This window comes from Scandinavium lactucae (assembly GCF_033843265.1).
Classification (GTDB): domain Bacteria; phylum Pseudomonadota; class Gammaproteobacteria; order Enterobacterales; family Enterobacteriaceae; genus Scandinavium; species Scandinavium lactucae.
This window is the reverse complement of record NZ_JAWXRD010000040.1, coordinates 729,631-749,208: the sequence shown is the minus strand read 5'-3', so window position 1 is coordinate 749,208 and position 19,578 is coordinate 729,631. Positions and strand designations below refer to the sequence as shown.

Below are 19,578 nucleotides of genomic sequence, written 5' to 3'. Positions count from 1 at the left end.
TTTCTTCGCCACAAAATTCCTCTCTTTTACACCAACCAATGAGTTCACCAACGATGTGATGCGCGGGGCGCGTAGTCGCGTCATCACGTCTATTCAACCGGCAAGCAATGGCTTAGAAGGAAGCCAAACCTCAGACGTTAGTGCGCATAATCGTGTCGAATCGGACACGTGTAATGTTGACCAACAACTCAAGGTGCTATCCATGGGAAGACAAAAAGCAGTGATCAAAGCTCGTCGTGAAGCAAAACGTGTGCTGAGACGGGATTCACGCAGTCATAAACAACGTGAAGAAGAATCGGTCACCTCGCTTGTGCAGATGAGTGGCGTAGAAGCAATTGGCATGGCAAGGGACAGTCGTGATCATTCTCCAATTGAAGCGCGCAATGACGCTCAGGCGCACTACCTGAATGCTATCGAGAGTAAACAGCTGATTTTCGCCACCGGCGAAGCGGGGTGTGGGAAAACCTGGATCAGCGCAGCGAAAGCGGCAGAGGCCCTTATTCATAAGGATGTGGAGAGGATAATCGTTACCCGTCCGGTTCTGCAGGCCGATGAAGATCTTGGTTTCTTACCCGGAGACATATCCGAGAAGTTCGCTCCGTATTTCCGCCCGGTCTATGACGTACTGGTCAGAAGGCTGGGGGCGTCCTTCATGCAATACTGCCTGCGCCCGGAGATTGGCAAGGTAGAGATCGCGCCGTTCGCCTACATGCGCGGACGTACATTCGAAAACGCGGTTGTGATTCTGGACGAGGCCCAGAACGTGACCGCAGCGCAAATGAAGATGTTCCTGACGCGCCTCGGGGAAAACGTGACGGTTATCGTCAATGGCGACATCACCCAGTGTGACTTACCGCGGGGCGTGGTGTCTGGCCTGAGCGATGCGCTGGCACGTTTTGAGGAGGACGATATGGTCGGTGTCGTTCGCTTTAACAAAGAGGATTGCGTGCGATCCGCGCTCTGCCAGCGTACGTTACACGCCTACAACTGAGTTTGGTTTGTCGATATCAAAGCCCGCGCATGCGGGCTTTGCTGTTTTTGGAATGTTTACCGCCTGATGGCGCTTCGCTTATCAGGCCTACGGGTTTTGTAGACCCGGTCGGGGATTCTCATCCCCCCTTGTCGGGAGAATATAAAAGAAAAAAGCCCGTACTTTCGTACGAGCTTTCATCTCGAATATGGCGGTGAGGGGGGGATTCGAACCCCCGATACGTTGCCGTATACACACTTTCCAGGCGTGCTCCTTCAGCCACTCGGACACCTCACCATATTGTTTCGCTGCCTGACCTCTCGGGGGCAACGGGGCGCTACTATAGGGAGTTGGATGAAAACGGTCAAGGATATTTTCTTGATTTTGATGCGTTCGGTTAAGCATTGAGCGCCTCTGCCGGTCATACGGGTTTTGTAGGCACGGTAAGCGTAGCGCCACCGGGCGACAGACGAAAAAAAAGCCCGCATTTGCATGCGAGCTCTTCTTTAAATATGGCGGTGAGGGGGGGATGGACTCGCTTTGCTCGCCCTGCGGGCAGTCCGTCCGCAAGCGTCCGGTCTGTCCAACTGGCTGACGCCAGTTGTCGAACCCCGGTCGGGGATTCTCATCCCCCCTTGTCGGGAGGATATAAAAGAAAAAAGCCCGTACTTTCGTACGAGCTTTCATCTCGAATATGGCGGTGAGGGGGGGATTCGAACCCCCGATACGTTGCCGTATACACACTTTCCAGGCGTGCTCCTTCAGCCACTCGGACACCTCACCATATTGTCTTCCCAGTGTTGCTGGGACGGGCGCTAATGTAGGGAAAAGCGTAACTTGCGTCAATCAACTTTTTTAAAAATCCACGCGATTAGCCAAACTTCAGCCAACCTGGTTTCGGATTAACCGCGATCCGCTTTTTTTCTCATCATCCGCTTAATCTCTAATAGCCCGCTGAAATTTGCTATGCTGACAAACCGATATAAAACAACACACAATCGAAGCGCAAACGTCCTGATAAAAGAAAGACGCATTATAAAAGGAGAGCAGTATGGAGATTATTTTTTACCATCCCACTTTTGATGCCGCGTGGTGGATCGCTGCCCTGGAAAAACAACTGCCGGGGGCCCGCGTCCGGGAATGGAAGAGTGGCGACAACGAAAGTGCCGATTACGCGCTGGTGTGGCATCCACCGGTCGAGATGCTGCAAGGCCGCGACCTGAAAGCCGTATTTGCACTCGGCGCTGGGGTGGATTCCATTCTCAGCAAACTGAAAGCACATCCGGAAATGCTGCCACAGTCGATTCCGTTGTTCCGTCTCGAGGACACCGGCATGGGCCTGCAAATGCAAGAATATGCGGTCAGCCAGGTACTGCACTGGTTCCGTCGCTTTGATGATTATCAGGTGCTGAAACAGGAAACGCGCTGGCAGCCGCTGGATGAATACTCCCGGGAAGAATTTACTATCGGCATCATGGGGGCGGGCGTGCTGGGCAGTAAAGTCGCCGAAAGCCTGCTGGCGTGGGGTTTCCCGGTACGAGTCTGGAGCCGGAGCCCTAAAAACTGGCCGAATGTGAAGAGTTTTGCCGGTAGCGACGAACTGAGCGAGTTCCTGCGTGAAACGCGGGTACTGATTAACCTGCTGCCGAATACCGCAGAGACTGTTGGTATCATTAATCATTCGCTGCTCGAGCAACTACAGGATCACAGCTATCTGCTGAACCTCGCGCGTGGGGTGCATGTCAATGAAGATGATCTCCTGCGCGCCCTGGAGAATGGCAAGCTGAAAGGCGCGATGCTCGACGTGTTCAGCCGCGAACCCCTCCCGGTTGAAAGCCCGCTGTGGCGTCATCCTCGCGTGGCAATGACCCCGCACATTGCGGCAGTGACGCGTCCGCAGGAAGCCATTACCTATATCGGTAAAACCATCACCGGGCTGGAGAACGGGGAAGCCGTTACCGGGCAGGTCGACAGGTCACGCGGATACTGAGTTCAACCCGGCGGTGCCGGGTTTTTCGCTAATAAAGGCCAGGCATTCCTGCTATGCTTGGCTTTAAAAGAGAGAGGAGAATGTGATGTATCCTGTTGACCTGCATATGCACACCGTCGCCAGCACCCACGCTTACAGCACCCTTCATGACTATATCGCCGAAGCGAAACGCAAAGGTATCAAGCTGTTTGCGATTACCGATCACGGGCCTGATATGGCCGATGCCCCGCACTACTGGCACTTCGTCAACATGCGTATCTGGCCGCGGATGGTCGATGGAGTGGGGATTTTGCGTGGCATTGAGTCCAACATTAAAAATACGCTCGGCGAAATTGATTGCACCGGACCGATGCTGACCTCTCTGGATTTTATCATCGCCGGATTCCACGAACCGGTGTTCCCGCCGCAGGATAAAGCCACCCATACCGAAGCGATGATTGCCGCGATCGCCAGCGGCAATGTGCACATGATAAGCCATCCGGGCAACCCGAAATTCCCGATTGATATCAACGCGGTGGCGCAAGCTGCAGCGAAACACGACGTGGCGCTGGAAATCAATAACTCCTCTTTCATCTCTTCGCGCCTCGGCAGCGAAGATAACTGCCGGGCGGTCGCCGCCGCGGTGCGTGATGCCGGAGGTTGGGTGGCGTTAGGCTCAGATTCCCACACCGCGTTCACACTGGGTGACTTTACCGAGTGCCGAAAAATTCTGGATGCGGTCGATTTCCCCGAAGAGCGGATCCTTAATGTCACCCCGCGTCGGTTCCTGAATTTCCTCGAATCGCGCGGCGTGCCGCCGATTGCTGAATTTTCTGAACTTTAATTGTCTCAATGGAATAAATGAATGAACGAGTTTTCAATCCTCTGCCGCGTGCTGGGCTCTCTGTACTACCGTCAACCGCAGGATCCGCTGCTGGTGCCGCTGTTTACGCTGATTCGTGACGGCAAGCTGGCGGCGAGCTGGCCGCTGGAGCAGGACGAGTTGTTGGAACGTCTGCAAAAGAGCTGCGATATGCAGGAGGTGGCAACAGATTACAACGCGCTGTTCGTCGGCGAAGAGTGTAGCGTTTCCCCCTATCGTAGCGCCTGGGTTGAAGGGGCGACAGAAGCCGATGTGCGCAGCTTCCTCTCTTCACGCGGAATGCCGCTGAGCGATACGCCAGCCGACCACATCGGCACGCTGCTGCTGGCGGCGTCCTGGCTGGAAGACAACGCCGCTGACGATGAGAACGAAGCGGTAGATACCCTGTTTGCCGATTATCTGCTGCCGTGGGTTGGCACCTTCCTCGGTAAGCTGGATGCTCACGCTACTACCGCGTTCTGGCGTACGCTGTCGACTATTACCCGCGAAGCCATTTCCGCGATGTGGGACGAAATCTCGGAAGACGACGAGCAGTAAAAGGTGATTTGCATCACAATGTAAATGTAACGAAGTGCCAGTCGTTGCAAAAATTGTGCGTCCGATCTCATCTGCTAGCCGCGCATCTGCTATGATGCGCGGCATGAACATACTTCTCTCTCTCGCGCTGACAACAGGCATTCTCTCCGGTCTCTGGGGATGGGTTGCCGTGTCTCTCGGCCTGCTCAGTTGGGCGGGCTTTCTCGGCTGTACCGCTTACTTTGCCTGTCCGCAGGGTGGGCTGAAAGGGCTGGCTATTGCTTCTGCCACCGTGATGAGCGGCGTGGTGTGGGCGATGGTGATTATCCACGGCAGCGCGCTAGCGCCGCATCTGGAGATCCTCGGTTATATGATGACCGGCGTGGTCGCGTTCCTGATGTGTTTACAGGCGAAGCAGATGCTGCTGTCGTTTGTGCCGGGCACCTTTATGGGAGCCTGCGCCACCTTTGCGGGGCAGGGTGACTGGAAACTGGTGGTGCCTTCGCTGCTGGTGGGGCTGATTTTTGGCTATGCGATGAAGAACAGCGGACTGTGGTTAGCAGCCTGGAGCACCCGGCGACAACCGGCTGAGAATGCCGTGAAGATGAACCCCGAGAATTAAATCAGAAATAAAAAAGCGTAGCTAAGTGGCTACGCTTTTTTTTGCCGAATCGGTATCAGGATTCCGGCGGTGAAGCCATATCGCGGTATTTCGCAAGGATTGGATTGTTCGCCTCGCCGGAACTTTGCAGGTTCCACAAGCCACGATCGATACCATCGTTAATCAGGTAAATGACGCCCGTTTCAATGGCTGACATCAGACACAGCATCACCGGTTCATTCGAGGTATACCCTATTTCTCCTTCCAGCAGGCGCTGGTAATCTATAAAGCGGAATACCCCGGCCTGCACTTCATAAGATAAAATAGTTTTACTGGTATTCACCGAGGCCAGCACTTCACCGGTGCTCACGTTAATCACGCGAAGGTTAACTGCAATCTGATCAAGCTGGTATTGCGTATCGGCCCCGATACCGAAATAACGCGCCCCGACCCCGCCGGATTTCACATTACTTTCGTAGCCAATAATCGACCCTTCAATAATGATATTCGCCGAGCTTAAGGATTGTAACGGCGCGCGGTTGTTGACGCCAACGGTGCCATTGTCCTGTGCTGCACGAATGATTTTGCGTTCATTGAGCAGGTTTTGTAATCCCTGACGTTCCAGCGGAATAAACCATTTGGAATCTTTCAACGCCGTCACCAGCATCGCTGTCGCACTTTGTGGCACGGCAGTTGAGAAGTTACTTGCCGGATACGGTTTAAATTGCCCGGTTTCGTCCTGAATGTTGTAGACCGAAACATAGAGCTTGCCCTGCGGGGAAGGCAGGTGAGTCAGGTCACGATAACTCTGCGCCCGCGGCATTAACGTCGGTTTTGCAGCCTCTTTCGGCGGGGCGGTCAGACAGCCACTGAGTACGATGACCACCAGAAGTACAAATAAACGCTTCATAATTATATTCCTGTTGAGGTCTGTGACTATTGGTCACTCGTTGATGTCTGTTGCACCCCGGATACCTGAATCGTTGAGGTTTTCCCGGTACTTCGGTCGGTCACGTTTAGCGTGAGCAGGCCATTACTGTTCTGAATATCGACAATAAAATCATTGGTCACGAGGCGTCCGGGTTTTCCGGAGGCGACATTACCCAGCAACCCACTTAAAAGCTGTGACTGAATGGCTGACGTAAAGTTATCCAGTGCCGACGGCGCGGTATAACCAAAATCGTCACTGCCTTCGGGCGCTTTATAGGAGTTCTGCGCCTGGGCCTCGTTTAGCAAGAAAGCGCCGTTATTCGGGTTTCCTCCGAAATTCGGGTTAACGAACTGGAAAACCATATTACCGGCCCAACTTGCTGGTGTAATCAAAGCGAGCAAAACGACAGTACAGGCGATACGCATGATTGCCTCCACCCTCTATGTTTAAAATTCATCGTGTGCCAAATCGTCCGTTTTTAATAATGTCTGGTCGATTTGACGTTTATTAATACCTTCTTGAGTAATCTGTAGTGCTGCGTCTACGGTCTTATCAAATTCCCGTTTTATCGGGAATAAAAAGGTCTGAAACATTACGTCCTGATTGACTGTTATTGTTATCCAGCTACCCCAGCGTGCGCTGGGGCGTTCATTTATCGATAAATTTTCTCGGGTGCTGCTGGCCCATTTGTCGGTAAAGGCACGATAAAAATCATGTCCTACCGACGAGACGGTATGATCGGCCACGATACCCGGTATTTCGACCTCTCCGGCCTGCGAAGAGGGCGCAAGCAGCAGCAGGTTTGCCGCTGCAAGCCAGCACAGGGAACGTTTCATGGTGTTTGCCTGTTGACTTAACGCCTGAGATTATCATTTGCCCAGGAAACAGCTTGGGTCCGGTTTTTAACGGCCAGTTTCTTGAAAAGATTGTACAGATGGGTTTTGACGGTGTTTTCGCTAATGAACAACGATCGCGCAATTTCGACGTTAGATGCGCCAACCCGCAGTTTATTGAGGATTTCCCGTTCTCGTTGCGTCAGCATTGCGCTTTCGGCATTGTTGTAACGGTAGTTACCTGAATGGGTAATCAAATAACTGGCGAGCTTATGTGAAAAGTAGCATTCACCCTGCATGATCATGTTTAATCCTTCGATTAAACGTGATTCAGTTTCATTGCTATAAAAGACACCGTTGATATGCGGCCAGTTTTCTATGTCCTTGAACGGGTATTCCTCTGGTGTATTAAGTAATGCTAATTTCATCCCGTTGTTTTTCCGGCCTAAATTCTCCTGCCAGTGCGTAATCAGCCTTTTATCCGCCTCCATCATATCGAAGATCATGATGCTGTCAGGCAACGGCTCTTCGATAATTCGATGAATATTCTGCACTTTTCCTGAAATATCCAGTGTCGATTTTAAATATTGTAAAAGCGCACTGGCTTGCAAAGACGGTTTGGTAACAAGGACGAGCGTACTACCTAAACTATGGACTTCATTTAACATGATGAAACTCCAACGTTTTTTATAGCAGCTATCAGTTCCCACGTAAAAATATACGTGATGCCAGAAGTACTGATTGAGGCTGCATTGCTGTGTATACGTAAAGTCGAAAGCCCAAGATGGGTAAAAGTCAATAAAACGATATTCGGTGCTGCTGGTTTCAATCTAGTCATTACTAAACTTTAAGCAAGATCAAACACTGTAACAGAATGTAAAAATGAATATTAAAATGTAATTTATGAGAGGGTTGACCATTTAGAAGTGATGATAAAGTTGTACATTAAAATAATGTTGCATCAATTTTGTAAATCACACAAATCATCTATGATGCTGATAGTTATAGAATATATTTTCAATCATTTGAATGAGATTCAAGATTAATTAATTTCTATTCCTGTAACGGATTTATCGTAGAGAAAGCTTAAGTAAATGAGATGGTGATCCTGATTTTAAACCTGGTTTTTTTAGTGGGCGTCTAAACCTGCTGATTTATAAGCTTATCAGGAATTTTTCGATTGTTTTTATAATAGTGACAAGAATAATTCTATTAAAACACTGAGACATAGCTTAATTCTCATGCTTAGGAATGATCCGAAAAAATTAAAATCAACCTTGCGGGTGACACCTTTTAATTTTGGTAAGCAACATACTGTTCATCGTAACGTCGCATTAACAAGTTTCTGGGCGTTATTTAACAGTGCAACAAGTAACCAGGATTCAAGCGGGTGGAAGATGAACAAGAAAGTGTATTTTCTGTCGTTATCACTGCTGGCGATACCTGGATTAGTAGCTGCATCGGGTTATGATCTGGCCAGCCCAGAATATAATCTGGTAGCCAATGGCCTCAACGCTAACCTTGCTAATTTAGCCGCTATTGTAGGTCAGCAAGGTAGCGGGAATGGCACGAATGCTCAACAGGATGGCAATCACCAAATTGCGGTTATTTCTCAACGAGGTAATAGCAATCAGGCGGATGTTTCGCAATCCGGTGGGTACAATCTGGCCTATGTTGATCAGGCCGGAAGTAGTAATGATGCAGATATTAGCCAATCAGGCTATGGGAATACGGGGATTATTATCCAACGAGGTTCGGGTAATTATGCCAATATTTCACAGCAGCAGTCCGTAGGTAGTAAAACAGTTATTGTGCAAAACTCATCGCAAATGGCCGTGCGTGTTATTACACGTTAACGAATATTTGACGAATTCTATCAAGCCAATGGGGGTTTTATGAAACTGATTACGTTAGCTGTATTCACTGCAGTAATGATTTCGGGTAGTGCATTTGCCGATAGTTTTGGTGGCGGTCATGGCGGCGGCGGTGGCGGCGGTGGTCCAACCCTTCCACAAAATTCCAGCAACGAAACGGTGAATATTTATCAGGAAGGCGGTAATAACGGGGCCAGCGTAGACCAAAGTGGGTCAAAATATGCTGATATCAACATCTCGCAGAAAGGTCTGAACAACCTGGCGAGTGCCTCTCAGAGCACCGCCTACAACAGCGATATCAACGTCTCGCAGGTTGGGTTTAGCAACTCGTCTTCTACGACTCAAACCGGTGATAACTCCACCATTAACGTCAGCCAGAACAACCTTTATGGTTGGGGCGCAGGCAACTCTGCCAATGTGAATCAGACGGCTGACAGCTCCCTCGTTAACGTCACTCAGAACGGTTCCGCTAACTGGGCTAACGTTTACCAGCACTAATCTGGTTTTCGAACTCTAAAAAACAGGGCCCGTTGCCCTGTTTTTTTTATTGGAGGACGCCATGAACAGCTTACTAATTGCAGTCGCCTTAACCAATAGCATTGCGTTTAACGTCACTCACCAAGGCGAGATGTACACCATTACCCCGCAGGTTACCGTGACCGAGCCGTGCCAGTGTCAGGTCAAGATTCAAACGATGCGCGAAGGTTCAGGAGGAAGCAGTAATATCCAACAGAGCAAAAACTTAAGTTTACCCGCTAATCAGCCGATAGATATCTCACGGATGCAGTTAAATATTTCACAGAACGATACGGTAAAAGTGGTGGTCACGCTGACGGATGGTCAGGCGCTGAATCTTACTGCCCAGTGGCCCAATGCGGAAAGAACCTAGCGGTTGAAAGTCTTTTGAGTGGTGCGGTTGGCATTAATTCACGGGCATGATTACTTTTAAGTGATGGGTTTTACGGTGTCGTGATGTCGTTGTTCGCACGGTGCATGGGCAGCGTGCGTATTTAACAGTCTCAAGGATGATGTCTTTCTTCCTCGGAGCTACGCGATGAAAACCTTAACCACGAAGTTTTGCTTTGCCCTTTGTCTGTCATCGGCCCTGTTAACGGGGGCGGCGACAGCGGCATCTACCCAGGTGAATGGAGGTGTTATCCATTTCGTCGGATCGATTGTGGAAGATCCCTGTAATATTGCTACCCGTTCGGAGCAGATCTCCCTGAGCTGTTACCGCAAGGGAAAGATGCAGACCTCAACAATTTCATACCAGCAGGCTACCGTAGGGAAGCTCATGAATAACGAGATGGCCACGGTCAGCATGCGCTATATCAATCCTCAGAAAACACTGGGTGTTGTGACGGTGGCATACCGTTAACATCTTAATGGATCAACGCTTTCTCCTGCTTTGACTAAACTTGAACAGAGTGAACGTCCGGCAGGAGAAATTTATGACCACGCGAATCCAGACTCTTCAGGCCGATATCACCACCCTTGATGTTGACGTTATCGTCAACGCTGCCAATCCGTCATTGATGGGCGGCGGCGGTGTCGACGGCGCTATCCATCGTGCCGCAGGTCCGGCGTTACTGGAAGCCTGTATAAAAGTCCGCCAGCAGCAGGGGGAATGCCCGCCCGGCCATGCGGTCATTACCGAGGCGGGAAATCTGAAAGCTAAGGCGGTTATCCACACCGTTGGGCCGGTGTGGCATGGCGGCGAGCAGCATGAGGCGACACTGTTGCAGGATGCGTATCGCAATAGCCTGCAACTGGCAGAAGCCAACGGCTATCGTACAATAGCTTTTCCGGCTATCAGTACCGGCGTTTATGGCTATCCGAAAGCCGCCGCCGCAGAAATTGCCTTAACGACCGTTCAGCGCTGGCTGGAAAGTCACGCGTTACCTGAACAGGTCACGTTCGTATGTTTTGATGAGGACAGCGCGCATTTATATGCTCGATTACAAAGTCAGCAAGGAAACTGAACCCCACCTGCGCCCGACGCTGGTGTCATCAGACCACGACCCATCGACCGTTTGCGGTCTGCACACGCTTGAAGACAGTCTCGAAGCCTTTGCCGCACGCTATCAGCTAGCGGCTCGGGCACAACGAACCCTCGATGTTCAATACTATATCTGGGAAGACGATGTTTCCGGCCGGCTGCTGTTTCAGGCACTTCTGGATGCAGCGAACAGAGGCGTCGAGGTTCGTTTACTGCTTGATGACAACAATACCAGTGGGCTGGATGACACGTTACGGGTACTGGATGCGCATCCGAACATAGAGGTGCGGCTGTTTAACCCATTCTCTTTTCGTACGCTAAGAATGCTGGGATATCTGACTGACTTTGCGCGGCTTAACCGACGAATGCACAACAAAAGCTTTAGCGCAGACGGCGAGGCGACGATCATCGGCGGGCGTAATGTGGGCGATGCTTATTTTGGGATAGGCGAAGAGCCGCTGTTTACCGATCTCGATGTGCTGGCCATTGGCCCGGTGGTCAAAGACGTCGAAGAGGATTTTGAACGCTACTGGCAGAGCGACTGTGTCGCGAAACTTGAACATGTTTTATCGGAGGAGGGGTCGCCGACCTCAACGGTATCGGTTCTGAATTTCGATGAACAGCAGCAGGCCGCCGCAGAACGCTACCTTAAAAAGATGGCCGCAACCGAGGTGTCGCAGCGGCTGGCGCAGGGCAATTTACCCTTTATCCGCGCACAGACCAAACTACTCAGCGACGATCCGCGTAAAGGGCAGGGCAAAGCCTCCCGGCGCACGATGCTGCCAGAACGTTTACGCAGCGTGATGGGTACTCCGGAAACCAATATCGATATTATTTCGTCCTATTTCGTGCCTGGGCGTGCAGGCGTGGCGCTGATCCTGCAACTGGTGCGGAAAGGCGTCAAGGTGGCGATCCTGACCAACTCGCTGGCGGCCAACGATGTGGCCGTTGTCCATGCGGGTTACGCGCGCTGGCGTAAAAAGCTCCTGCGTCACGGGGTGGAACTGTATGAGCTCAAACCGACCCATCACCCACGGCAAGGTCTACGCGATCGCGGCCTGACCGGTAACTCTGGCTCCAGCCTGCACGCTAAAACGTTTAGCGTCGATGGCAAAAAAGTCTTCATTGGCTCGTTTAATTTCGATCAGCGCTCGGCGCTGCTGAATACAGAAATGGGCCTGGTTATTGACAGTGAAAGTCTCGCCCAACGGATCCACCATCGTTTTGTTCGCAGCCAACGGGATGCCGCCTGGCAATTACGCTTAACGCGTTGGGGAAAAATTCACTGGATTGACCGGGAGGACGGAAAGGAAACCGTGCTGAAACGGGAGCCGATGGCGAAATTCTGGCAACGTGTGCTGGTGCTGGTGGCGTATGTGTTACCGGTGGAGTGGCTGCTGTAGGTCGGCAAAGCGTGTCGGGCTGCATGTCACGCGCAGCCCGACAAAGGGGGCTACTGTGCTGATGGCTGCACAGCCTTAGGCGGGGTCTGGGGTTTACCCGAGAACAGGAAACGCAGCAGCGGCACGCGCAGGTGCAGCTCATACAGGATAACGGCAATGCCGACCACGAACACCAGACCGGTGATAAAACCGAGCAGGTTGGAGTGGATAACCGGTGCGATCCACGCCCCGTACAGCAGGGTCAACGGATGGTGGACCAGATAAATAAACAGCGATGCGTTAACGAAATAGGTCACGCGGCTGGATTTGAAATTCAGCATCCGGTGGCCGAAGGCAAATACCACATTCACCATCCACAGGCCCAGCACCATCGTAATAACGTATTCCGTTTCATACATCCAGGCATCGCCTGAGCCATACTGCTGATTCAGGCGATAGGCGATGAAGCCCAGCACCGCGCCTGCCATGCACCACGGCGATGGCGTGGTGAACAGATTTTTCAGATGTGGATTGACGAACGCCTGCGCCCCAAGAATAAAGAACGGCAGGTAGAACAGGGTTTGCATCACCACAAAGTTAAACAGGCCGTCACTGAGGATGGGCGGGTAAAGGATGAATAGGGTGCGGCGAATAATGGCGTACAACACGCCCAGCGCGAGGAACAAGCCCGACAGCTGTAGCATCGACACGTTATTAAAGAACGCGACAACCGACGCTTTTTGACGCTTTTTGATCCACTGGAACAGCGCCAGGCCCAGGGTGGTCAGCACCACCAGCACCAACAGGAACCACAGGTGCGACACCAGTTCCCATGCGAGGGTGTTGTATTTTTGATAGCCGGTCAGCGTATGCCAGTTGTCGGCTTTGCCTTCCACGTGCTGGAGCATCAGAAACTGCGGCAGCGTCAACAGCGGGATGGCAGTCAACATCGGGATGCCCACGCGCTCGACGCGCACCGTCCACCACTTCTTCAGCGGATAGCGTAAAAACAGCATATAAGAGAAGTAGCCGGAAATGACGAAGAATACCTGCATCCGGAAGGAATGGATAAAGTCGTTGAACAGCGTCAGCCACCAGGAGGGTTCCACGCTATTAACGTGCCAAGTGTGGCTGGAATAGATCAGCGAGATATGAAAAGGGATCCCTAACAGCATCAGCCACGCGCGGATGGAGTCGAGGAAATATTCGCGTTGAGCAGGTACATTATTCATAAAGTCAATGAATTCTCAGACTAATCGTCTTATCGGTCAGATTGATAACGGGTAAATTCGAGCAACCCTACACGAAGTCCGGGAACCTGTCTTTAGGAGTAGCACGCAAAGTGCATACAGGTACGGCGTGTTGTTTAAAGCATAGGCCACCGAGCCGAACAAAATGGGGATTATGTTGTCGGATTGCCTGAGTTTCCATTAAAATGGATCGGATCGATTTAAGCACACAAAGGGGGAAGTGCTTACTAATTATGAAAAATAAACCACAGATGATGAAACTGCGTTGGTTAGGCGCAGCCGTAATGTTGTCCCTGTGTACTTCATCTGCATGGGCGTTCAGTATTGATGATGTAGCGAAGGAAGCGAAAGCGCTCGCTGGCAAGGGCTACGAAGCGCCAAAAAGTAACCTGCCCTCTGTATTCCGCGACATGAAATATGCGGACTATCAACAGATTCAGTTCAACCACGAAAAAGCTTACTGGAGCAAGGTCAAGACACCGTTTAAGCTCGAGTTCTACCATCAGGGGATGTATTTCGATACACCGGTCGCCATCAATGAAGTGACCGCCACCTCGGTGAAAAAGATTAAGTACAGCCCGGATTACTTCAATTTCGGTAACGTCCAGCATGATAAGGACACCGTCAAGGATCTGGGTTTTGCCGGCTTCAAAGTGCTGTATCCGATCAACAGCAAAGATAAAAACGACGAAATTGTCAGCATGCTCGGAGCCAGCTACTTCCGTGTTCTCGGTCAGGGTCAGACCTATGGCCTGTCTGCGCGTGGTCTTGCTATCGATACCGCTTTACCATCCGGCGAAGAGTTCCCGCGTTTTCGTGAGTTCTGGATTGAGCGTCCAAAACCGACCGATAAACGTCTGACTATTTATGCACTGCTGGATTCCCCACGTGCGGCAGGTGCCTATCGCTTTGTGGTCATGCCTGGCCGCGATACCGTGGTCGACGTACAGTCCAAAGTTTACCTGCGTGATAAAGTCGGCAAGCTGGGCGTTGCCCCGCTGACCAGCATGTTCCTGTTCGGGCCAAATCAGCCGTCTCCAACCACCAACTTCCGTCCTGAACTGCACGACTCGAACGGTCTGTCGATTCTGGCGGGGAATGGGGAGTGGATCTGGCGTCCGTTGAACAACCCGAAACACCTGGCGGTCAGCAGCTACGCAACTGAAAATCCACAGGGCTTTGGTCTGCTGCAGCGTGGCCGTCAGTTCTCTCGTTTTGAAGATCTCGACGATCGTTATGACCAGCGTCCAAGCGCGTGGGTCACGCCGAAGGGCGATTGGGGTAAAGGTAAAGTCGAGCTGGTGGAGATTCCAACCAACGACGAAACCAACGATAACATCGTCGCTTACTGGACGCCGGATCAGCTGCCGGACGCCGGGAAAGAGATGAAGTTCAACTACACCATCACCTTCAGCCGTGACGAAGACAAATTACACGCCCCGGATAGCGCGTATGTGATGCAAACGCGTCGTTCAACGGGTGATGTGAAGCAGTCGAACCTGATTCGTCAGCCTGATGGCACGATTGCGTTTGTCGTTGACTTCACCGGCGCAGACATGAAAAAGCTGCCGCAGGATACGCCAGTGGCCGCACAGACCAGCATCGGTGACAACGGGGAAATCGTGGACAGCAACGTTCGCTACAACCCGGTAACCAAAGGCTGGCGTCTGACGATGCGTTTGAAAGTCAAAGATGTGAAGAAGACGACCGACATGCGTGCGGCACTGGTCAATGGCGATCAGACGCTGAGTGAAACCTGGAGCTATCAGCTACCTGCCAATGAATAAGATAAACGAGTATATCGATGCGATGCCGATCTCAGATGCTGAGAAAGCGGCATTGCCGACCACTGATTTTCGTGCTCTGCATCAGGCGCTGGATACTGAACATACCCCGATCGCGCGTGAAGATGATTCCCCGCTCGGCTCGGTAAAAGCGCGCCTGGAGCAGGCGTGGCCGGATTCGCTGGCGGAAGGGCAGTTGATCAAAGACGCGGAAGGACGCACCCAGCTGGAAGCCATGCCGAAGGCGACGCGTTCATCTATGTTCCCCGATCCGTGGCGGACTAACCCGATTGGGCGCTTCTGGGACAGAATGCTGGGTCGTGAGGTTCAGCCGCGTTATCTGTCGCGTTTGACCCAGGAAGAGCGTGAGCATGAAGCCAAATGGCGTACCGTCGGGACCATCCGTCGTTACATCCTGCTGCTGCTGACGCTGGCACAGACCGTGGTCGCCACCTGGTACATGAAAACCATTCTGCCCTACCAAGGCTGGGCGCTGGTTAACCCGATGGACATGCGCGGACAGGATCTGCTGGTTTCCTTTATGCAGCTCCTGCCGTACGTTCTGCAAACCGGGATCCTCATCCTGTTTGCGATCCTGTTCTGTTGGGTCTCCGCAGGATTCTGGACCGCGTTGATGGGCTTCCTGCAATTGCTGATTGGCCGCGATAAATACAGTATTTCTGCGTCTACCGTCGGTGACGAGGCGCTGAATCCTGAGCATCGCACCGCGCTTATCATGCCTATCTGTAATGAAGACGTTGACCGCGTATTTGCGGGTCTGCGTGCGACCTGGGAATCGGTGAAAGCCACCGGTAACCACAAGCACTTTGACGTCTACATTCTCAGCGACAGCTATGATCCTGATATCTGTATGCGTGAGCAGAAAGCGTGGATGGAGTTGATTGCAGAAGTGCAGGGCGAAGGGCAGATTTTCTACCGTCGTCGTCGCCGTCGTGTGAAGCGTAAAAGCGGAAACATTGATGACTTCTGCCGCCGTTGGGGCAACCAGTACAGCTACATGGTGGTGCTGGATGCGGACTCCGTAATGACCGGGGACTGCCTGTGTGATCTGGTACGTCTAATGGAAGCCAACCCGAACGCCGGGATCATCCAGTCTTCGCCGAAAGCGTCCGGGATGGACACGCTGTATGCGCGTTGCCAGCAGTTTGCGACCCGCGTTTACGGCCCACTGTTTACCGCCGGTCTACACTTCTGGCAGTTGGGTGAATCCCACTACTGGGGTCACAACGCCATTATCCGCGTGAAGCCGTTCATTGAGCACTGTGCGCTGGCCCCGCTGCCGGGTGAAGGTTCCTTCGCCGGATCTATCCTCTCCCACGACTTCGTGGAAGCGGCGCTGATGCGTCGTGCTGGATGGGGCGTGTGGATTGCCTATGACCTGCCAGGGTCGTATGAAGAGCTGCCGCCGAACCTGCTGGATGAGCTGAAACGTGACCGTCGCTGGTGCCACGGTAACCTGATGAACTTCCGTCTGTTCCTGGTGAAAGGGATGCACCCGGTACACCGGGCGGTGTTCCTGACCGGCGTGATGTCCTATCTGTCGGCTCCGCTGTGGTTTATGTTCCTGGCACTGTCGACCGCGCTGCAGGTAGTTCATGCGCTCACCGAGCCGCAGTACTTCCTGCAACCGCGTCAGCTGTTCCCGGTCTGGCCGCAGTGGCGTCCTGAACTGGCGATTGCGCTGTTCGCCTCGACCATGGTGCTGCTGTTCCTGCCGAAGCTACTGAGCATCATTCTTATCTGGTGCAAAGGCTCGAAAGAGTTTGGCGGCTTCTTCCGCGTCACGCTCTCTCTGCTGCTGGAAGTGCTGTTCTCAGTGCTGCTGGCCCCGGTCCGTATGCTGTTCCATACCGTGTTCGTGGTCAGTGCGTTCCTCGGTTGGGAAGTGGTGTGGAACTCCCCGCAGCGTGATGATGACTCTACCCCGTGGGGTGAAGCCTTCATGCGTCACGGCTCTCAGCTGCTGCTGGGTCTGGTGTGGGCGGCCGGTATGGCGTGGTTGGATCTGCGCTTCCTGTTCTGGCTGGCACCGATTGTGTTCTCGCTGATCCTGTCGCCGTTCGTGTCGGTGATTTCCAGCCGTTCGACCGTCGGTCTGCGCACCAAACGCTGGAAACTGTTCCTGATCCCGGAAGAGTATTCTCCGCCGCAGGTTCTGAAAGATACCGACAGATATGTGGCACTGAACCGTACCCGTTCGCTGGATGATGGCTTTATGCACGCGGTGTTTAACCCGTCGTTTAACGCCCTGGCGACCGCAATGGCCACTGCGCGTCACCGCGCAAGTGATGTGCTGGAGATTGCCCGTGACCGTCACGTTGAGCAGGCGCTTAACGAAACGCCGGACAAACTGACGCGCGACCGCCGTCTGGTGCTGTTGAGCGATCCGGTGACGATGTCGCGGATGCACTATCGTGTCTGGACTTCCCCGGAGCGCTACTCTTCGTGGGTTAGCCATTATTCGAATATCACGCTGAACCCAATGGCGTTGAAAGCGAAGTAATTGCGGCCAAACGCTGCTTGAAAATAAAATACCGGTCAGTTGACCGGTATTTTTTTATATGAGGTTTTGATGAACACGCATCTGGTAAAAGCGATGGCCCTCGGCCTGATGGTGCTGATGCTCAGCGGCTGCGGCAGTATTATCAGCCGGACCATTCCGGGGCAGGGACACGGGAACCAGTATTACCCCGGCGTGCAGTGGGATGTGCGTGATTCAGCCTGGCGCTATATCACCCTCCTCGACCTGCCGTTTTCGCTGGTGTTCGACACGCTATTACTGCCGATTGATGCCCATCACGGGCCATACGAGTAATCAGCGTTCATCCCACTCGTCGGCTGCCGTCTGGCCCTCTTCAGTATCCAGCGGCGGTTCGAGCTGAAATTCGCCTTCATCCCATTCGTGGAGCGTATTTTCTTCGATCCACTCGGTGGTCAGCTCTATCTCGTCGAAATCCCCGTCAAAGACGCTCTGTGCGCCTTCTCCACTGAGCATCGGCAGGCATTCACCCTCATCACCTTCATCGGCAAAGAATTCGGCCTGCCACATAATATCCCCATCTTGCAGGATGTATTTTTGCAGATTGAATTGTTGAACGCTCAGTTCATCTTCCCCGGCGTTGGGGCTGTTGGCGATAAACTCTTCGCGTGCCGCATCAATAGCTTCGTCCAGCGTGGCGTACATGGTCATCTCATTCTCCCTGCGGTTTGACGTGGTTTTCAGGAAAATAATAGACGAAGTTTCGGATATGCAAGGACTACGGGCCAAAAATCATCCGGATGAATTAATTAACGACAGGGTTATCGTCATTTTCACCGTCGGCAGAGGGAAGGGGGGCCCGGCGCGTGCGGCGCAGGCTGAATGCTGTATAAACGGCGTTAAACAACACCACGCCTGCGGTCACGAAGAACACGGCACGAAAGCCGTAACTGGCCGACACCGAGGCACCAATCAGCGGCCCGGTGACGTTGCCAATATCGCGGAATGATTGGTTATAGCTGAAAATTCGCCCAGCAATTTGATTGGTGGAGTTGTAGACCAGCAGGGTTTGCACCACCGGCAGCAACGCGCCGTCGGCGGCACCCAACAGGAAACGCAGGACGCCAAGCTGCCACGGGGTTTGAACAAACGCCATCGGCACCAGCAGTAATACCGAGACAATCAGCGCGACGATCAGGATTTTTTCCGGGCCAATTCTGTCGCCTAATTTACCGAGCCGTGGGGCGCTGAGCAGGGCAGCCACGCCGGGTACCGACGCAATCATCCCGCTGATAAAGGCAATATTACTGACGTTACCCGCCAGCTCACGCACGTACAGCGTCAGGATCGGTGCAATCGAACCGGTTGCGACCTGGATAATCATTGAGGTCACGAAAAGGCACAGCACCAGCTTCGGGCTTTTCAGCGATGAGAACACGTCTTTGGCGTGCAACATCTCTTTTTTCGCTACCGGTACGAACTGTTCGCGGATCAGCAGCAGCGTCAGCAGGAAGCACAGAAACAGCACGCTGGCGGTGATAAAGAATACCGGGCGCAGGCCGTAGCTGTCAGCCAGCAGGCCGCCTGCCAGCGGGCCTAACAGCGCCCCGCTGACCGCACCGGTCGAAAGCGTCCCGAGCGCCCAGCCGCTTTTATGGCGTGGAATTTGGGTGGCGATCAGCGCGTTAGCGTTAGGCACAAAGCCGCCGAGTAACCCCAGCACCGCGCGAAGCACCAAAAATTGCCAGATATCCTGTGCCAGCCCCATCAGCACCATCACAATCGACATGCCCAGCGCAGAACGCAGCAGCATAATTTTTCGCCCTTTGCGATCGGCCAGACCGCCCCAGAATGGCGAGGCAACGGCGGAAAAAAGAAAGGTAATGCTGAACACCAGCCCGGACCACATATTCAGCGCGCTGTGGCCGGTGACACCCAGCTGTTCGACGTACAGCGGCAGGAAGGGCATCACCAGGCTGAATGCCGCGCCGGTGAGAAAGCAGCCAATCCAGGCAATGGTGAGATTCCGTTTCCAGTTTATGGGGGCATCTGAGGCGTACATAGGGTTCCGCGTAATGGCGTAAGG

At 52.8% G+C, this 19,578-nt stretch carries 21 protein-coding genes, 2 tRNA genes and 1 other RNA gene; 14 read left to right on the top strand and 10 right to left on the bottom strand.

Features of this window, described 5'->3' with window-relative positions:
• The first annotated feature begins 202 nt into the window (after window positions 1-202).
• Window positions 203-991 carry a phosphate starvation-inducible protein PhoH gene (phoH, locus tag SIK69_RS21350; RefSeq protein WP_319629914.1) on the top strand — a complete coding sequence of 263 codons (789 nt, stop codon included), beginning with the start codon at window positions 203-205 and terminating at the stop codon, window positions 989-991.
• 188 nt (window positions 992-1,179) lie between these two features.
• On the opposite strand, the gene SIK69_RS21345 is transcribed toward phoH, so the two are convergent.
• The 3 genes from SIK69_RS21345 to SIK69_RS21335 all read right to left on the bottom strand — a co-directional run bounded on the left by SIK69_RS21345 (window position 1,180) and on the right by SIK69_RS21335 (window position 1,753).
• Window positions 1,180-1,267: transfer RNA gene (locus SIK69_RS21345), tRNA-Ser, on the bottom strand.
• Window positions 1,268-1,483: 216 nt separating this feature from the next.
• A non-coding RNA gene (locus tag SIK69_RS21340) (RtT sRNA) lies at window positions 1,484-1,620 on the bottom strand.
• 45 nt (window positions 1,621-1,665) lie between these two features.
• Window positions 1,666-1,753: transfer RNA gene (locus tag SIK69_RS21335), tRNA-Ser, on the bottom strand.
• Window positions 1,754-2,021: 268 nt separating this feature from the next.
• Between SIK69_RS21335 and ghrA the strand changes: the two genes are divergently transcribed.
• From ghrA to SIK69_RS21315, 4 genes are all read left to right on the top strand, one after another.
• Window positions 2,022-2,960: a glyoxylate/hydroxypyruvate reductase GhrA gene (ghrA, locus tag SIK69_RS21330; RefSeq protein WP_319787032.1), complete on the top strand. Its 939-nt coding sequence runs from the start codon at window positions 2,022-2,024 to the stop codon at window positions 2,958-2,960.
• Between the two features lie 85 nt (window positions 2,961-3,045).
• Window positions 3,046-3,783 carry a phosphatase gene (locus SIK69_RS21325; RefSeq protein WP_319629916.1) on the top strand — a complete coding sequence of 246 codons (738 nt, stop codon included), beginning with the start codon at window positions 3,046-3,048 and terminating at the stop codon, window positions 3,781-3,783.
• Window positions 3,784-3,804: 21 nt separating this feature from the next.
• Complete coding sequence (locus SIK69_RS21320; RefSeq protein WP_319629917.1) at window positions 3,805-4,359, top strand: TorD/DmsD family molecular chaperone; 555 nt, start codon at window positions 3,805-3,807, stop codon at window positions 4,357-4,359.
• Window positions 4,360-4,462: 103 nt separating this feature from the next.
• Window positions 4,463-4,960 (top strand): DUF1097 domain-containing protein, encoded by a 498-nt coding sequence (locus SIK69_RS21315; protein ID WP_319629918.1) that lies wholly within the window; start codon window positions 4,463-4,465, stop codon window positions 4,958-4,960.
• Between the two features lie 55 nt (window positions 4,961-5,015).
• Here the strand turns inward: SIK69_RS21315 and csgG are convergent, their stop codons facing one another.
• From csgG to csgD, 4 genes are read right to left on the bottom strand one after another with little or no spacing between them, the layout of a single operon-like run.
• Window positions 5,016-5,849: a curli production assembly/transport protein CsgG gene (csgG, locus tag SIK69_RS21310; RefSeq protein ID WP_319629919.1), complete on the bottom strand. Its 834-nt coding sequence runs from the start codon at window positions 5,847-5,849 to the stop codon at window positions 5,016-5,018.
• 26 nt (window positions 5,850-5,875) lie between these two features.
• Window positions 5,876-6,295 (bottom strand): curli production assembly/transport protein CsgF, encoded by a 420-nt coding sequence (gene csgF / locus SIK69_RS21305; RefSeq protein ID WP_319629920.1) that lies wholly within the window; start codon window positions 6,293-6,295, stop codon window positions 5,876-5,878.
• Window positions 6,296-6,316: 21 nt separating this feature from the next.
• Entirely contained in the window at window positions 6,317-6,706 is a 390-nt protein-coding gene (csgE, locus tag SIK69_RS21300) for a curli production assembly/transport protein CsgE (protein ID WP_319629921.1), read from the bottom strand.
• Between the two features lie 17 nt (window positions 6,707-6,723).
• A complete protein-coding gene (gene csgD, locus SIK69_RS21295; RefSeq protein WP_319629922.1) occupies window positions 6,724-7,371 on the bottom strand; it encodes a biofilm master transcriptional regulator CsgD in 648 nt (215 codons plus the stop codon).
• A gap of 729 nt (window positions 7,372-8,100) precedes the next feature.
• Here csgD and csgB point away from each other — a divergent pair.
• The 6 genes from csgB (at window position 8,101) to SIK69_RS21265 (ending at window position 11,979) form a co-directional block, all read left to right on the top strand.
• Window positions 8,101-8,559: a curli minor subunit CsgB gene (gene csgB / locus SIK69_RS21290; RefSeq protein ID WP_319629923.1), complete on the top strand. Its 459-nt coding sequence runs from the start codon at window positions 8,101-8,103 to the stop codon at window positions 8,557-8,559.
• Between the two features lie 39 nt (window positions 8,560-8,598).
• Window positions 8,599-9,075: a curlin gene (locus tag SIK69_RS21285; RefSeq protein WP_319629924.1), complete on the top strand. Its 477-nt coding sequence runs from the start codon at window positions 8,599-8,601 to the stop codon at window positions 9,073-9,075.
• Between the two features lie 61 nt (window positions 9,076-9,136).
• Window positions 9,137-9,466 (top strand): curli assembly chaperone CsgC, encoded by a 330-nt coding sequence (gene csgC / locus SIK69_RS21280; protein WP_319629925.1) that lies wholly within the window; start codon window positions 9,137-9,139, stop codon window positions 9,464-9,466.
• Between the two features lie 165 nt (window positions 9,467-9,631).
• Window positions 9,632-9,955: a YmdA family protein gene (locus tag SIK69_RS21275; RefSeq protein ID WP_319629926.1), complete on the top strand. Its 324-nt coding sequence runs from the start codon at window positions 9,632-9,634 to the stop codon at window positions 9,953-9,955.
• Between the two features lie 73 nt (window positions 9,956-10,028).
• Window positions 10,029-10,559 carry an O-acetyl-ADP-ribose deacetylase gene (gene ymdB / locus SIK69_RS21270; protein WP_319787031.1) on the top strand — a complete coding sequence of 177 codons (531 nt, stop codon included), beginning with the start codon at window positions 10,029-10,031 and terminating at the stop codon, window positions 10,557-10,559.
• Window positions 10,528-11,979 (top strand): phospholipase D family protein, encoded by a 1,452-nt coding sequence (locus SIK69_RS21265; protein WP_319787030.1) that lies wholly within the window; start codon window positions 10,528-10,530, stop codon window positions 11,977-11,979. Before ymdB ends, SIK69_RS21265 begins: the two co-directional genes overlap by 32 nt.
• Before the next feature lie 50 nt (window positions 11,980-12,029).
• On the opposite strand, the gene mdoC is transcribed toward SIK69_RS21265, so the two are convergent.
• Window positions 12,030-13,190 (bottom strand): glucans biosynthesis protein MdoC, encoded by a 1,161-nt coding sequence (gene mdoC / locus SIK69_RS21260; RefSeq protein ID WP_319629929.1) that lies wholly within the window; start codon window positions 13,188-13,190, stop codon window positions 12,030-12,032.
• Window positions 13,191-13,441: 251 nt separating this feature from the next.
• On the opposite strand from mdoC, the gene mdoG reads away from it, so the two are divergent.
• The 3 genes from mdoG (at window position 13,442) to SIK69_RS21245 (ending at window position 17,828) form a co-directional block, all read left to right on the top strand.
• Window positions 13,442-14,995, top strand: a complete 1,554-nt coding sequence (mdoG, locus tag SIK69_RS21255) for a glucans biosynthesis protein MdoG (protein WP_319629930.1) — start codon at window positions 13,442-13,444, stop codon at window positions 14,993-14,995.
• On the top strand, window positions 14,988-17,516 hold the full coding sequence (gene mdoH / locus SIK69_RS21250; protein WP_319787029.1) for a glucans biosynthesis glucosyltransferase MdoH: 2,529 nt from the start codon (window positions 14,988-14,990) through the stop codon (window positions 17,514-17,516). Before mdoG ends, mdoH begins: the two co-directional genes overlap by 8 nt.
• Window positions 17,517-17,609: 93 nt before the next feature.
• Window positions 17,610-17,828 carry a YceK/YidQ family lipoprotein gene (locus SIK69_RS21245; protein WP_374941343.1) on the top strand — a complete coding sequence of 73 codons (219 nt, stop codon included), beginning with the start codon at window positions 17,610-17,612 and terminating at the stop codon, window positions 17,826-17,828.
• Here SIK69_RS21245 and SIK69_RS21240 read toward each other — a convergent pair whose 3' ends face one another.
• On the bottom strand, window positions 17,829-18,203 hold the full coding sequence (locus tag SIK69_RS21240; protein WP_319629932.1) for a MysB family protein: 375 nt from the start codon (window positions 18,201-18,203) through the stop codon (window positions 17,829-17,831).
• 94 nt (window positions 18,204-18,297) lie between these two features.
• Window positions 18,298-19,554: a multidrug efflux MFS transporter MdtG gene (gene mdtG / locus SIK69_RS21235; RefSeq protein ID WP_319787027.1), complete on the bottom strand. Its 1,257-nt coding sequence runs from the start codon at window positions 19,552-19,554 to the stop codon at window positions 18,298-18,300.
• Window positions 19,555-19,578: the final 24 nt, after the last annotated feature.

What these genes read in the sequence shown, in the direction of transcription:
- phoH (WP_319629914.1), top strand. Translation starts at nt 203, where the DNA reads ATGGGAAGACAAAAAGCAGTGATCAAAGCTCGTCGTGAAGCAAAACGT.
- ghrA (WP_319787032.1), top strand. Translation starts at nt 2,022, where the DNA reads ATGGAGATTATTTTTTACCATCCCACTTTTGATGCCGCGTGGTGGATC.
- SIK69_RS21325 (WP_319629916.1), top strand. Translation starts at nt 3,046, where the DNA reads ATGTATCCTGTTGACCTGCATATGCACACCGTCGCCAGCACCCACGCT.
- SIK69_RS21320 (WP_319629917.1), top strand. Translation starts at nt 3,805, where the DNA reads ATGAACGAGTTTTCAATCCTCTGCCGCGTGCTGGGCTCTCTGTACTAC.
- SIK69_RS21315 (WP_319629918.1), top strand. Translation starts at nt 4,463, where the DNA reads ATGAACATACTTCTCTCTCTCGCGCTGACAACAGGCATTCTCTCCGGT.
- csgG (WP_319629919.1), bottom strand. Translation starts at nt 5,849, where the DNA reads ATGAAGCGTTTATTTGTACTTCTGGTGGTCATCGTACTCAGTGGCTGT.
- csgF (WP_319629920.1), bottom strand. Translation starts at nt 6,295, where the DNA reads ATGCGTATCGCCTGTACTGTCGTTTTGCTCGCTTTGATTACACCAGCA.
- csgE (WP_319629921.1), bottom strand. Translation starts at nt 6,706, where the DNA reads ATGAAACGTTCCCTGTGCTGGCTTGCAGCGGCAAACCTGCTGCTGCTT.
- csgD (WP_319629922.1), bottom strand. Translation starts at nt 7,371, where the DNA reads ATGTTAAATGAAGTCCATAGTTTAGGTAGTACGCTCGTCCTTGTTACC.
- csgB (WP_319629923.1), top strand. Translation starts at nt 8,101, where the DNA reads ATGAACAAGAAAGTGTATTTTCTGTCGTTATCACTGCTGGCGATACCT.
- SIK69_RS21285 (WP_319629924.1), top strand. Translation starts at nt 8,599, where the DNA reads ATGAAACTGATTACGTTAGCTGTATTCACTGCAGTAATGATTTCGGGT.
- csgC (WP_319629925.1), top strand. Translation starts at nt 9,137, where the DNA reads ATGAACAGCTTACTAATTGCAGTCGCCTTAACCAATAGCATTGCGTTT.
- SIK69_RS21275 (WP_319629926.1), top strand. Translation starts at nt 9,632, where the DNA reads ATGAAAACCTTAACCACGAAGTTTTGCTTTGCCCTTTGTCTGTCATCG.
- ymdB (WP_319787031.1), top strand. Translation starts at nt 10,029, where the DNA reads ATGACCACGCGAATCCAGACTCTTCAGGCCGATATCACCACCCTTGAT.
- SIK69_RS21265 (WP_319787030.1), top strand. Translation starts at nt 10,528, where the DNA reads ATGCTCGATTACAAAGTCAGCAAGGAAACTGAACCCCACCTGCGCCCG.
- mdoC (WP_319629929.1), bottom strand. Translation starts at nt 13,190, where the DNA reads ATGAATAATGTACCTGCTCAACGCGAATATTTCCTCGACTCCATCCGC.
- mdoG (WP_319629930.1), top strand. Translation starts at nt 13,442, where the DNA reads ATGAAAAATAAACCACAGATGATGAAACTGCGTTGGTTAGGCGCAGCC.
- mdoH (WP_319787029.1), top strand. Translation starts at nt 14,988, where the DNA reads ATGAATAAGATAAACGAGTATATCGATGCGATGCCGATCTCAGATGCT.
- SIK69_RS21245 (WP_374941343.1), top strand. Translation starts at nt 17,610, where the DNA reads ATGGCCCTCGGCCTGATGGTGCTGATGCTCAGCGGCTGCGGCAGTATT.
- SIK69_RS21240 (WP_319629932.1), bottom strand. Translation starts at nt 18,203, where the DNA reads ATGACCATGTACGCCACGCTGGACGAAGCTATTGATGCGGCACGCGAA.
- mdtG (WP_319787027.1), bottom strand. Translation starts at nt 19,554, where the DNA reads ATGTACGCCTCAGATGCCCCCATAAACTGGAAACGGAATCTCACCATT.